Raw genomic sequence first — 13358 nt, 5'->3', positions numbered from 1 at the left:
AAGCAGCTCCCTGCATGACTTAATTCATTTCCAAAAAATCAGGTATACAGAATTTTAAATCTTTACTTCCGTAAATGATCAGGAACAAACCCGAATGCTGTCTATAAGTACCATTTTTTTTCAGTTTTGTCCATACTTTCGAAGATACCCACAGCCTAACTTTGGGATATTTAATTTATATCAACAACATCCCATGTCAGATTTATCCTATATATCTTTAAGAGGCAATCGAGCTTACAACACTGTTGTTAGACCAGATTTTGAATTGTACTTTGAAGCATCTAAAAACATTTATCATCCGGTAGATAATCCACATGGCACTTTCCCTTTAAATGTAGCGGATAACAATCTCAATTGGTCAATACTAAGTAAAAAACTTCAGCATATATCCGCTACACAAAAAATTCCTCACTGGGTTTCAGGCTATACTTCTGGACGGGGTCATGAAACGTTCCGAGCAGCATTAGCAGAGTTTGTGGGTAATTTTTTAGCAAATCGCCCTTTAGATCCTGAAAATATAGGAGTCGCTGCTGGAGCTACCGCCGTGATCGAACTATCCGCTATCATTCTTGCTGATAAAGGGGATGTTGCCGTGTTTCCAGCCCCTGCATATCCGGTATACAGCCGCGACATCATGAATAAAGCAGGCGTAGAAAGATATGATTTAATTACGCATCATGATAGTGATGCTATCCATCATGGACCAATTCTGTCGATTGAACATCTGGAAAAAGCCAAACAGGATATTGAATACCAAGGTTCAAATTTTAAACTTCTGGTAGTTACCAATCCGGATAATCCGACCGGAGGATTATATACCGCAGAACAATTGGAAACTATCGCCGACTGGTGTATCGAAAGAAAAATTCACTTTATCGTCAATGAAATTTATGGACTCGTAACCATTAACACAAAACACCCATCAATCGTTACTGATTATGCACACCAACATCAATTTACGTCATTCCTATCTATAATTCATCAAAAGAACAGCCCATATTTACATCAATGGTATGCCCTTTCTAAAGATATTGGCATTTCAGGAATGAGAGTCGGTACGGTATACTCACTTAACCAACCTTTCTTAAGCGCTTTTAATAATTTAAGCCTTCCACACATGGTTTCAAATCATACACAATGGTTATTGGAGAATGTATTGGGAGATCAAAAGTTTATGCGCAATTTCCTGGATGCACAGCAGCAAGCCCTGACCAAAGGATATATTGTAGTAGTTGAGATGTTAAAAAAACTAAACATTCCATTCGTTCCTTCCTACGGAAGTTTATTTGTATGGGCAGATTTTTCGAAATTTTTAAAAACAGAAACATTGACAGGTGAAATGGAATTTTGGGAAAACCTTTACAAAAATACAGGTGTCTTATTAACGCCAGGAATTGGATTCGGTCATACAAAAAAAGGTATGTTTAGAATTGTCTATACCTGCTTTGATGATGGATCATTATTGGTAGCGATGGCAAGAATCGCTGATTATCTTTCCAGTTTGTCCAAATCTTAAAAACCAGCTGAATTTTTACAGTTTGGACAGCTACGAACACTGTAAGCAAGAACTTAAAAGTAAAGGGGATTATTATACATGGTGCCTTTCTCAATTTCTATAGTCTTGTTAGAAGATTTTATTCCTCGGTATAATATAATACAAGTATCAACGAAATATGTTAAATTTTTTAAAAAATTTCACAATCGCAGGTCTGTTAAAATTGACTTTTGCGCTATTAATAATTACCACCGGACTTATGGATAGAGAAACTTATATAGTGGTTTTGGGGGTTCTTCTAATAGTATTAACATTCGCAAGTAAAGGTTCGTGCTCAGCTGTAGCCTGTAGGCACTCTCAGCAAAAAAAGTAAATAGATAACTTACCCTACTATAACTATAAATAGCTCTTATCCCAATTAACACATAGTTTTAAAAGAGTTCGAATACGAAAAACCTTAAATTCTAATTGAATGAAACATTATTTAAATTGATTTGGTATTATCCAATCAGATAACTATCTTTGGCACAGTTTATTACAGTTAAATTTATCGTGCGACCTATTTGTCCCTCGAAAATCATAACAAACTAATAAACAATGGTTTAAAATGAGCTCTAAGTTTTGTATCGGCAAGTAAATATACAAAAAAAACAAACCAACAATATACTAATCAACAACTTACATAGACATCAATTTTGTAAGAGATTTTAATATAGTTGGTTTGTTTTGTTACAATTTGCCCCCTATTTGCCCTTCCAACCAATAATATTTTATTTTTTGAAACCAGGATGTTTGATCCTGTCAAGTGAATTTTATAAATGGGTGAAAACAGCCGATAAATCTCCTTAACCAGATTTGACCCAAAGGAAAGGAGTACTTTTATTATTTATCCAATTCGCTGATCGCCTTTTTTACATATTCATCATTGAGTCCATCCCCTGTAATCCTATCACTCCAAGACAAATAGCCATTTTTATCTTTAGCAAAACAACCGGACACCGTACTTTTTACTTTAAAGGTTTTATAGTCTACATTTTTTAAAATCCCCTCACGGTTTTCGTAGATATGATTTTTATCCTTCGCATAACAATCACTAAGAGCTACAAAAGTCGCATGGTCAGCTTCTTCAAAAGTAGAAAAGCTTCCCCCGTAAGCCATTGCATAATGGCGATAAATATGTTTTTTATCTTTATAAAATGCACTGTTTAGCTTTTGAAATGTACTGGTATCAATAATTGTATTCAATGGTTCTTCCGTATTAAATCCCATTCTTGTAAGATAACTATCAACGAAAGTAAAACCCTCACTTCCAATAACGATCACTTCTTTTAATCCGATGTCTCCTTTTTTATTAATCCACAGATCATCTTTCACAAGTCTCCATTTTAAGCTCCTATTTGTGCTATCAATTGCTTGTGCCAGCATTTTGTACCGCTGTCTCTCAAGCTCATTGAGGCATCTAATATTTTGGATTCCTGTAAACGACAACAGCCCACCAAGTTTCTGTAATTCCTTTTCTTTGAGAGTATTTGTTTGTATCTGATAGATACCCATACGGTATCTGTAGAGATTATCCTCTCCGCAGCTATTAGAATAACGTATCGGTTTCAAAAACGAAACAAGACAAAAAATACAGGCAATTATTATTGCCGCAACAGACATAAATTTCAATAATCGCATATTAGGAAATCTGTCGTGAAGAATAGGGCTTTCGGTATATCAATACCACGAAAACAATTAATATCAATTGCAATACAATGATCAAAAGCGCGAATAGTTGGGTTTGAAAAGCCTTCCCCGAAATTTGTCTTTCATTGACACGTTTCAGATCTATCTGATTTTTGATCATTTGTTTTTCGCAGGAATCAAGATCACTCCGTTGATCCACCTGCCACTTTTGCTCACTTGCAAACTGATCATTCTTATTGGACGGAATATCCAAGGAATCCACCAGACTAAGGATAAGCCAACCACAGGTTAGTATAGTTACAACAGCCAAACCAATAACAATGCTTTTCTTTATCGTAAAACTGTATCTCCCATTGTTTCGAGCTATACCATCTTTGTTTTCATTGTCCATAATCATTGAGATAATAGAATAAATATTTTCGGTTAAATATTGCACTGTACCCCAGCAAGTCCATAAAAATCAAGGAGAAGATGTAAATGTGGAATCTTCATCTGACTCAACATAATCTGGATTCATTAATGTTAAATTCTTGGGTTTCGCAATTTCCACAAACTTTTCTTTTTCCAGATCGATGCGCCATATCTTGTTGACTTGCGTAATGATTTCGGCATTAGTGTCATAAAATTCCACAAGATAATCTCCCTGGGTATTATTTTCTATCGCTAATTGAAACTTCCTATAACAGATCCTTGGATAATCGGCCACCACATCCAGTTCGTCTACAATCAAAAAAACAGATTTTCCGTTTGGTTCATGGCGTAAAAATCGCTCTATCACAAATTTGCTCTGCCCCCGCTGGCAATGATCAACACTGGTTGAATACTGTGAAAGTGCATATTTATCCTTTGATACGCCCGTCGCTAACATTGCCCCAAGGCAGGTATGCATCTTCGACACCTCGGATTGATCGGTTGTTTTACCAATAAAAGAAGCGGCAGAAGTAGTTCCCCTTTTTACGGAATCAGATTGAATAGTAGCCTTTATTAACTTAGAAGCTCTTTTTTCCCTGCCCTGATCCTGGGTTTTATAACGGCAGGATTGTAATATCGTCCCAACTGCTAAAATCAATGTAAAAACTTTTTTCATAAGACCTATTTTTATCAGACTATTAGCACAGTGCTATTTTTCACTATTTTCTGCTACACTATCCCTTCTTCCTTGAAAAAGATCGTATTTGTTTGACCAAAAAATAGATCAGCCAACTAGAAAAACCGATATAGGCTACGGTCTGGAAAGCAAACCGGATCGGTCTGTCTGTCCAATTTATCCTTGTATAGCCACCTCCGATTCTGCTAAATCTCAACTTATATTCGCCTTTTCTTAGCCCCTCAATAGCCATACAGACCGTCATTCCAGCCAATCCTAATAGAAATATGAGCATCCCTACGTGCAATACATTATATGCTAAGCGAAATACCTTTTCAATCCGGTCTTTCCCAAAACCTTTTGCCGATATAATCGTAAGTCCCAAATACAGCAGCAATAAATATACACCAGCGATTAAACTGATAATTCCGATGCATAGTATGACCAGGGGTATTTTTTCTATGATATGCATTTTTAGCTGAGATTATTTAACACATTTTGTCTTATGATCTGTAACTAGCCAACGAACACCTTGTTTCTGTCCTTTTTCCAAGAAAGACTTTTTCCAATACGAGCTTAGATAAGCTTAATATCAAATGAACTAATTGACTCAAAGATATCAAGTTATTTTTGGCCGTCACTAGACGAATCTTAAATTAATCCCAACGAATCATAATTGTCTGCGACAAAGAGGATATTCAGCTATTTTCCCCTATCAAATTAATCTGCAACATCTGAATAGCTTTTGCGACATACACCTAACAGCGAAACATACGCTGTGATATAAAATAAGAAAATGCGAACCCAACGGAACCCCTGCACGATCATGCTCAGCCATTCAATAAAAAGATCCATTTTAGTGGTATTCAAAAGCCTATCCTTGTGTTTACTGGCAACTCGGCTCTTAGCCCAACAAGCTCAGAAAAATGAATTTACATTATCGGGAAAAATAGCGAATACAGAAATATCTACACTGGAAATCCACCTATTCAATGCGGATAGCCAGCTGATCAAGACCGAATTCCCCAATCAGCAGGGTGAATTCAATTTTGAAGCACTTCCCAAAGGAGCCTATTACTTCAAAATTCGTCGCGGTCAAGCAGACCTCTACAATTCCGAGGTGATCCAAGTCACACAACAGCATATTGTGTTGCCAGAAATTCGCATTAACGAACAACGGCTGGAGACTGTTGTGATCAACAGGTCACGCCCTTATATTGAACGACACGATGGCAAACTGATCTTAAATGTGGAAAGTAGTCTCCAAAATACAGGCGGATCAGCGCTGGAAGTACTTGAAAAAGCTCCCGGTGTCACTGTAGACGGGAATAACAATATTATTCTGCGGGGGAAAAGTAATATTCTTGTCCAGATTGATGGAAAAAATTCGCCGCTTACCGGTGAGGAACTCGCCAATTACCTGCGCGGACTCCCCGCATCTGCCATCGATAAAATTGAACTCATCACCAACCCCTCCGCAAAATACGATGCTGCCGGAACAGCCATTATCAATATAAAACTGAAAAAAGGAACAAATAAAGGGACCAATGGCAGCTTCTCTACAGCATTAGGCGCGGCCAGATACCTTAAAAATAACAACAGCTTTAGTATTAATCACCGTAATGATAAGCTCAACCTTTTTGCCAACTATAATTTTGCCTATCGTGAGGCTTATAATGATCTTATGATCGATCGAAGATTTTATAAGGAAGGTCATTTAGAGAAAACATTCATTCAGGATAATTTCTTTAAGTTCAGCTCCCGCAACCACAATGGTAAAATTGGCTTCGATTACAACCTGACGGACAAAAACTTAGTGGGTGCCTCTGTCAGCTTCACAAGTAATGTATTTAAACCATTTGGCGATAGCAAAACAACATTAATGGATTCCGATTGTCAACCACTCAACCATACCGCTACACTAAGTCAGACTGATAATATTACAAAAAACATCTCCGCAAACCTCAATCATAAATACCGTATGGATACCCTTGGGTCCGAACTGAGCACCGATTTCGATTTCATTCGCTATATCAACGCATCAAATCAAAGTTTTGATACCAGGACCAGCGATAATAACGGTGCTCCTATAGGTACACCCTATCTCTTAAAAGGCAAGACTGACGGTGATTTGAATATCTATGCGTTAAAGAGCGACTGGATCAAGATCCTTCCAAGAGGTCTCAAACTGGAGACCGGCTTTAAAACGAGTTATGTTAAATCGGATAACGATATCAAGTTTTATGATCATAGTACATCACCGGCAGTGCCTGACAGCAATAAATCCAACCATTACATCTATCAGGAGTACATCCACGCAGCCTATGGGAATGTAACCAAAAAGTGGGATAAGCTGAAAACTGTACTCGGCCTGCGCATAGAAAACACCAATGTTACCGGAACACAGCTCACTACCGACCAAATTAATAAGCGGAAATACACGCAATTATTTCCAAGTGTCGTTTTTTCGTATGAGTTCACAGCAGACCATAATCTCGAAGTTAATCTCAGCCGTCGTATTAACCGCCCCAATTATCAACAGCTCAATCCCTTTAAGTACTATATCAATGCGACGACATACCGTGTTGGCAATCCCGACCTAAATGCGCAGGCATCACAAAACTACGAGTTGACATATAGTTTCAAAGGTAAATATATAGCTACCCTGAGTTATAGTAAAATAAGCGACAACATCACGACTGTTGTAAAACCCATACTCGAAAATGGAGAAAATATCAACGTTCAGACCGAGGAAAACCTGAAATCAGCCGCCTATTATTCGCTCAACCTGATCGCGCCGCTCAAGCTGACCAATTGGTGGGATATAAACAATAACGCCAACTTCTATTATGGTTCCTATACGGGTAACGTCTCGGGCACACAGATCAACAACATTGGTAATTTTACCCTCGATATAAATAGCATCCATACCCTTAAACTGGGTAAAAATTTCGCCGCCGAACTGGCGGCTAGTTATAAAGCTACAGAAGTGTATGCCTTTGCCCGTATCTCCCCTTACTGGAATGTCAATATTGGGTTGCAGAAGAAATTTAAGGAAAAGAACAGCCTGAAACTCGCCCTTACCGATGCGTTTAACAGCAATAATAGAAAGGGACTGACTGTCTACAATAATTACGAGGAAAATTTCAAGAGCAGAAGAGAGCCCCGTATCCTGACCTTATCTTACAGCTATAATTTTGGATCCAGTAAATCAGTTCAGTCACGTAAAACCGGGGCTGCTGAAGATCTCAGACAAAGGGCCGAATAACTTACTGAAAAGCCCAGAACGACAAACCCCTGGGCTATTATTTATCTGCTATCAATGGCCGTGGATCAAAGACTACCTTCACTTTAAGAATAAGTTCGTTTTCAACCTGGTACCAACCGGCGCTAAAGATCTCCTTACCTCCCATATCAATATTATAGAAGATTGCAACATGGTTACCGTTTGTCATCACTTCTTTGATATTATATTTAAATTTCATTTTCTTCATATCCGCAATGTAATGATCAGCCGTGTGTCGGCTCCCCAATACTCCTTCAAAGACCATATCCTTATCCAATAACTCATACGCGGCGGCAAAATCTTCCCTATTTAAACTTTCGAGAAAACTGAGCACAATATATTTCGTTGATTTCATCTATACTGTTTTTTGGTTATTTATGATATATTCAATCGTATTACTACCACTGTAAACATCCGGGCAAAGACGATCAAAATTTGGTTGTAATACCATTTCAAATAAAGAACAACAAAAAGGCTAAAGCGTTTGATATTTTTTATATCCCTTTTCTTCTTTAAATCTGCCAATATCCTATAAAAAATTGTTTACTTAATAGAAATGAGCCCATAGTAACTAACCCAATTGAGCCATGCCTAAAAATAAAACTTTATCCGAATTAACTATCGATGAGTTAAACATCAAGAAAAAACAATCTTTAGGTGTCATGATATCCTTCGGTATTATTATGTTCATAGCCATTGTAGTGCTACTCTATCTTTCTATTAAGACCAAAAAATATGCACTCTCCGGCATTTCAGCCTCTCTATTCTGTGTTTTTATACCGATCTATATAAATCATACACAAATTAATAAAGAAATCAAATCCCGTCAGTCCATGGAGAACTAATATTTACAAAGCACGCAGCTACACCTATACCTGGAATAGGCTTAATAACAACATATTACACCTTTTTACCAAAATAAGGTTCGTCCGATAATGATCAATTCGGTAATTTCTCTTTTTTGGTCTCTGTCGAAGCATGAAAACCTCTTACAAGATACCGGTATTACTTCCAAACGATAATGCAATATACGGGATACTAGCGCTGAATAATGTTTTTTTCAGCGAATAGAGATTCTCCCCTGTCATTTAATTTCGAGAGGACTTTCACTTGTCCCTTGTTTATAAATGAATTGAATTTACAATGGAACAATGAAAGTGGGACGAGCGGTCAGAAGTATTAACAGCTAAAGTTGATCGTTCCAAATATCAAATCCTTTTTTAATTTTCCATGCAAAAGGAAATATGTAAATTTGAAATAAATCAACTCACAGATCAGGTCATGCAGATCCCCCCTTCAAAAGAATTATTGCCCTACATTAAGCACTATCTTTTTTTGGAAAGTAATGCTGCTCAGCAAAAAACACTTCGTTTATTCTCTGATGGTAATACCGGAATGGTTTTTCTGCTTCGTCAGGGCCGTTTATCCCTGAATAATAGTCTTTACTTGCCATCATCATTTTTGTATGGTCAGATAAGTCATTTTCAAGATCTCGTTTTAGCCGAAAAGACATCCTTTATTATCACTGTATTCCAACCCGATGGATTATACCAGTTACTCCGTATCTCAGCCCGTGAATTAAAAGATCAGATTGTCAATACCCGAGATATTTTTGGACAGTCAGCGACAAGACTCCATGAGGCTCTCGTACAGTACAAACAACCAACGGATAAGATACAGATATTAAATGCTTTTTTTTACGATTTAATGAGTCAACGTAAATTTTCCGGTCATCCCCTACTTTCCTCAGTATTAAGACATATTAATCAACACAAGGGACTACTTTCTGTTGAGCAACTCGTCCGATATACTGGCTATACCGAGCGGCACATGGAAAGAATATTTGCTGAACAGATCGGAATGAGCCCCAAGAAATTCACCAACATTGTCCAGCTCCATACTTTTTTGAAGTTGCTTCGCAGTAAATCCGATATAACCAGTCTGACAACCATCTGCCATGAAAGTGGATATTTTGATCAATCTCACCTCATTCGGGCATTTAAAAAATACACTGGTATCACACCTTCCGAATATCTGAACGGTACAAGTAGATTAGCCGTCAATTTTATGGAGTTTAACGACATGCACGACCCAATGTCGGGTTTGTACAATTTATCTTAACTGCCCGGGGCTAGATTTGTCCATAGATCAATCAATGAAATATGGAAAAGCTAAAAATTGCTACTGCACAATTCGAGCATAGAAGTGCGGACAAAGCCTATAACTTGAACGTTATAGAGAGACTCTCTAAAGAGGCTGCTGCGCAGGGAGCCGAGGTGATTGCCTTTCACGAATGCTCCATTACAGGTTATACCTTTGCGCGAAATTTAGACAGGCAGCAGATGCTTGACATTGCCGAACCTGTTCCGGATGGCGAAAGTACGCAGAAGCTGATCGCCATTGCCGCCAAATACAACATTACCATTCTCGCGGGACTGTTTGAAAAAGATGAAAATGACAATTTATACAAACCTTATATCTGTGTAGACAAAAATGGCTTAATTGCCAAACACCGTAAACTACATCCCTTTATAAGCCCACATCTAACAGCAGGACAAGACTATACTATTTTTGAAATTAAAGGATGGAAATGTGGTATTCTAATCTGTTACGATAACAATGTCATAGAAAATGTACGAGCGACAAAATTATTGGGAGCAGATATCATCTTTATGCCACATGTGACCATGTGCACACCTTCATCCAGACCGGGCGCAGGTTTTGTGGATCTAGGGCTCTGGCATAACCGCGAAAACGATCCGACTTCACTACGTCTGGAATTTGACGGAATGAAAGGACGTAGCTGGTTGATGAAATGGTTGCCCGCGCGAGCCTACGACAATGCGGTCTACGTTGTTTTTTCAAACCCCATCGGTATGGATGATGACCAGTTAAAGAATGGCTGTTCGATGATCATAGACCCCTTCGGCGATATCCTGGCCGAATGCCGTACCTTTGAAGACGATTTTGTCACTACCACAATTACACCTGGAAAACTAATTCAGGCTGGTGGACATCGCTATATCAACGCCCGAAGGCCAGAGCTATATCAAGAGATTATCGGCCGACAACATAAATCGGCCCAAAAAGTTATCTGGCTGCAACCAAACAATAGCTAATTCCCCAACAACTGATTTGAGGCTTTTCCAGAAGGCCTTAAGTCAGTTGAATGATAACAGACATCCGTAGCTGCCCCAGCCATCTGTTAACTAAAGTTTTGCGAACATTTTTTTCGTTAAGCATCGCTCTAACACCTTATTTATGTTAATTTAGCAGATTCATATTCACTAGTAGATTAAATAAAATTATGAGCTTTATCCGAAGATATTGGAACATACTTACGAATATCGGTACGCATCCGGATATGTCCTATGTTAACCTCAAAAGGATACAGATGCTCAATCTGATTGCCATGCTCTGTTTATTGCCCACACTCTGTTTTTTTGTCCTTAACACCATGGACCAGCGCTATCTGCTGTCAACCATCAACCTATCCAATTCAATCTGTTCGATTTCTGTGCTCTTTTTGCAATATGATGGTAAACATAATTTTGCAAAAGCAATGTTATTGGTCAGTAATTTTATTTTTTTCTTCTTAGGCGCTATATTATTTAAAAATGGAGGCGAGTATTTTCTGCTGTGTACGTTAATTGCATCAATATTACTCTATGACGACCGCCGCATCCATATTATTTTCTGCCTTGCAACTGCTATTGCTATCACTTTACTCTATTTCTATCCCACGATTGTCCCCCTGGCTCAACGTGTGCCTAAGTTCAGACTGATCTTCAATATCTGTAATGCGCTAGCGTTTATCGTTATCGCAGTTAATTTCTTCCTACAGATTATTTATAATAATACAGAGAAGATCGAGGAACAACGTCGCAAACTGGAATCCATGAACCGTGACAAGGAAAAAATATTTTCCATCGTCGCCCATGACATCAAAAGCCCGTTTGCCAGTCTCGAAGCACTGGTATTGATGCTGCGCGATCAAATACTCAACAATAATATATCAAAAGAATATATACAGCAACTGTATCAACAAATTCTGCATCAAAACCAGGCACTGGACGATTTTCTTCAATGGGGCAGCAGTAGTATGCGCGGAATTACCAGTCCGGCGACATTGGTAGTAATCGAACCATTGGTTTATGATATCATAACCCTATTTGCTGATCAGATACAGGCGAAACAGCTCAAGACTGAAATTGACATACCAGAATTAACTCATATACTCGCGAATAGGGATCATACGATCATTATTCTCCGAAATCTTATTAGCAACGCCATCAAATTTAGCTATGTAGCTGGAAAAATAAGCATCTATTGTACTGAGGATGAAAAGTACACCCATATTCATATCCAGGATGAGGGCATTGGAATTAATCCTTCCAAATCCGCACTGCTGTTCAATGTGATCCAGCACAAATCATTCGGTACGGAAGACGAGCCCGGATCGGGTCTGGGGCTCGTATTATGCAAAGACCTGATCGAACGCAATAAGGGTGTAGTAGATATACAGAGTATCCCCCACAAAGGTTCCATTTTTACCGTTGGCTTGCCCACTTACCCTACAGTGGACGATCCCACAAAAAAAACAGCACAAACCCGTTATTAAAATCAACAACCTATTCAAGTGTGCCGAATTTACCAGCCTGAAAATCTTCAAAAGCCTGATAGATTTCCGCTTGTGTATTCATCACGAAAGGGCCATAACTTACAATAGGCTCGTCGATAGGTTCTCCGCTCATAAACAGTAAGACGGCTTGTTCATTGGCCTTGACCTCTATTTCCTCACCATTATTTTCAAACAGCACGAAACTATGTTCTTTGGCCAACTGCCCATTTACCTCTGCTTCTCCATTGACGACCAGAATAGCAGAATTATGATGTTGTGGAACACTAAACGTTGCCTGGTGTAACTTTTCCAATTTTATATCAAAGAGATTGACTGCCGTATATGTCTCAGCCGGTCCCTTTGTATCCTGAAATGTACCAGCTATGACGTTGATGACACCTGCCCCATCAGGTAGCAGTGCTTTGCCCATCTGATCCGCGGTTATATTCTGATAATGTGCTGTGGCAGACTTGTCTTTTGCTGGTAAATTAACCCAAAGCTGCACCATTTCGAAAGGACCTCCAGTTTTAGAAAAGTTTTCTTCATGATATTCTTTATGCAATATCCCTGCTCCAGCGGTCATCCATTGGACATCACCGGGATTAATAACACCACTGTTGCCCGAACTGTCATGATGCGCTACACTGCCTTTATAAGCAATTGTTACGGTCTCAAATCCTTTGTGCGGATGAACATCTACTCCGCGGATATGATCAGATGGACCAAAATCAAACTCCGCATTAAAATCTAACAAAAGGAATGGACTCATCCGCCTTTTGGTAATTCCGTTACCGGGAATCATATTATACACGCGGAATCCATCACCTACCATACCTGGTTTTGAAGGACGAGGGAATATTTTTTCAATTGATTTTTTCATTTTTAGTACTCCTATCTTATGAATCTATACATCAGCAACAGTACACTTGCTTGCTTTTGTATAGTCAAATTTACGCCATCAAGGAGGTACAAACCAATAACCTAGCTTAAGCGTAAAACTTAATGTAGATTAAGCATCTGCGAACGTATCATGTGCTGTAGGCTTTTTAAAAATGAGTAATAGCAACACAAAAAAACAGCAAGTAAACAATATTAAAACCTGCGGCGAGATTCGCATAAGCCTCCGAAAAAAGCGGCATCCGTGGAACAGAGTTATTGGGTTCACCGGAATGTTATTTAT

At 38.5% G+C, this 13358-nt stretch carries 11 protein-coding genes; 5 read left to right on the top strand and 6 right to left on the bottom strand.

Annotated features, from left to right (window positions below):
• The first annotated feature begins 193 nt into the window (after positions 1–193).
• The gene (locus DCO56_RS10110; RefSeq protein ID WP_181390512.1) at positions 194–1516 is read left to right on the top strand and encodes an aminotransferase class I/II-fold pyridoxal phosphate-dependent enzyme; all 1323 of its coding nucleotides are present in this window, start codon (positions 194–196) and stop codon (positions 1514–1516) included.
• 861 nt (positions 1517–2377) lie between these two features.
• Here DCO56_RS10110 and DCO56_RS10105 read toward each other — a convergent pair.
• The 4 genes from DCO56_RS10105 to DCO56_RS10090 form a co-directional block, all read right to left on the bottom strand.
• Positions 2378–3049, bottom strand: coding sequence for a DKNYY domain-containing protein (locus DCO56_RS10105; RefSeq protein ID WP_219929355.1), 672 nt, complete (start codon positions 3047–3049; stop codon positions 2378–2380).
• Positions 3050–3176: 127 nt separating this feature from the next.
• A complete protein-coding gene (locus DCO56_RS10100; RefSeq protein ID WP_146191016.1) occupies positions 3177–3575 on the bottom strand; it encodes a hypothetical protein in 399 nt (132 codons plus the stop codon).
• Between the two features lie 69 nt (positions 3576–3644).
• Positions 3645–4271 carry a hypothetical protein gene (locus DCO56_RS10095; protein WP_108633604.1) on the bottom strand — a complete coding sequence of 209 codons (627 nt, stop codon included), beginning with the start codon at positions 4269–4271 and terminating at the stop codon, positions 3645–3647.
• 58 nt (positions 4272–4329) lie between these two features.
• On the bottom strand, positions 4330–4743 hold the full coding sequence (locus DCO56_RS10090; protein WP_108633603.1) for a hypothetical protein: 414 nt from the start codon (positions 4741–4743) through the stop codon (positions 4330–4332).
• A gap of 324 nt (positions 4744–5067) precedes the next feature.
• Between DCO56_RS10090 and DCO56_RS10085 the strand changes: the two genes are divergently transcribed.
• Positions 5068–7539, top strand: coding sequence for an outer membrane beta-barrel family protein (locus tag DCO56_RS10085; protein ID WP_108633602.1), 2472 nt, complete (start codon positions 5068–5070; stop codon positions 7537–7539).
• Between the two features lie 37 nt (positions 7540–7576).
• Here DCO56_RS10085 and DCO56_RS10080 read toward each other — a convergent pair whose 3' ends face one another.
• Complete coding sequence (locus DCO56_RS10080; RefSeq protein ID WP_108633601.1) at positions 7577–7912, bottom strand: nuclear transport factor 2 family protein; 336 nt, start codon at positions 7910–7912, stop codon at positions 7577–7579.
• Between the two features lie 875 nt (positions 7913–8787).
• On the opposite strand from DCO56_RS10080, the gene DCO56_RS10070 reads away from it, so the two are divergent.
• The 3 genes from DCO56_RS10070 to DCO56_RS10060 all read left to right on the top strand — a co-directional run bounded on the left by DCO56_RS10070 (position 8788) and on the right by DCO56_RS10060 (position 12178).
• On the top strand, positions 8788–9678 hold the full coding sequence (locus DCO56_RS10070; protein WP_245935814.1) for an AraC family transcriptional regulator: 891 nt from the start codon (positions 8788–8790) through the stop codon (positions 9676–9678).
• 41 nt (positions 9679–9719) lie between these two features.
• Positions 9720–10676: a nitrilase family protein gene (locus DCO56_RS10065; protein WP_108633599.1), complete on the top strand. Its 957-nt coding sequence runs from the start codon at positions 9720–9722 to the stop codon at positions 10674–10676.
• Positions 10677–10864: 188 nt separating this feature from the next.
• The gene (locus DCO56_RS10060) at positions 10865–12178 is read left to right on the top strand and encodes a sensor histidine kinase (RefSeq protein WP_108633598.1); all 1314 of its coding nucleotides are present in this window, start codon (positions 10865–10867) and stop codon (positions 12176–12178) included.
• A gap of 10 nt (positions 12179–12188) precedes the next feature.
• Here the strand turns inward: DCO56_RS10060 and DCO56_RS10055 are convergent, their stop codons facing one another.
• Positions 12189–13058: a pirin family protein gene (locus DCO56_RS10055; RefSeq protein ID WP_108633597.1), complete on the bottom strand. Its 870-nt coding sequence runs from the start codon at positions 13056–13058 to the stop codon at positions 12189–12191.
• Between the last annotated feature and the right edge of the window lie 300 nt (positions 13059–13358).

The sequence above is a fragment of the Sphingobacterium athyrii genome, from assembly GCF_003071065.1.
Taxonomy (GTDB): domain Bacteria; phylum Bacteroidota; class Bacteroidia; order Sphingobacteriales; family Sphingobacteriaceae; genus Sphingobacterium; species Sphingobacterium athyrii.
The sequence above is the reverse complement of the archived record's forward strand: the minus strand, read 5'-3'. Positions and strand labels throughout refer to the sequence as shown.

Excerpts from the sequence above, each read along its gene's own strand:
- DCO56_RS10110 (WP_181390512.1), top strand. The coding sequence starts at position 194 with ATGTCAGATTTATCCTATATATCTTTAAGAGGCAATCGAGCTTACAAC.
- DCO56_RS10105 (WP_219929355.1), bottom strand. The coding sequence starts at position 3,049 with ATGGGTATCTATCAGATACAAACAAATACTCTCAAAGAAAAGGAATTA.
- DCO56_RS10100 (WP_146191016.1), bottom strand. The coding sequence starts at position 3,575 with ATGGACAATGAAAACAAAGATGGTATAGCTCGAAACAATGGGAGATAC.
- DCO56_RS10095 (WP_108633604.1), bottom strand. The coding sequence starts at position 4,271 with ATGAAAAAAGTTTTTACATTGATTTTAGCAGTTGGGACGATATTACAA.
- DCO56_RS10090 (WP_108633603.1), bottom strand. The coding sequence starts at position 4,743 with ATGCATATCATAGAAAAAATACCCCTGGTCATACTATGCATCGGAATT.
- DCO56_RS10085 (WP_108633602.1), top strand. The coding sequence starts at position 5,068 with ATGCGAACCCAACGGAACCCCTGCACGATCATGCTCAGCCATTCAATA.
- DCO56_RS10080 (WP_108633601.1), bottom strand. The coding sequence starts at position 7,912 with ATGAAATCAACGAAATATATTGTGCTCAGTTTTCTCGAAAGTTTAAAT.
- DCO56_RS10070 (WP_245935814.1), top strand. The coding sequence starts at position 8,788 with ATGCAAAAGGAAATATGTAAATTTGAAATAAATCAACTCACAGATCAG.
- DCO56_RS10065 (WP_108633599.1), top strand. The coding sequence starts at position 9,720 with ATGGAAAAGCTAAAAATTGCTACTGCACAATTCGAGCATAGAAGTGCG.
- DCO56_RS10060 (WP_108633598.1), top strand. The coding sequence starts at position 10,865 with ATGAGCTTTATCCGAAGATATTGGAACATACTTACGAATATCGGTACG.
- DCO56_RS10055 (WP_108633597.1), bottom strand. The coding sequence starts at position 13,058 with ATGAAAAAATCAATTGAAAAAATATTCCCTCGTCCTTCAAAACCAGGT.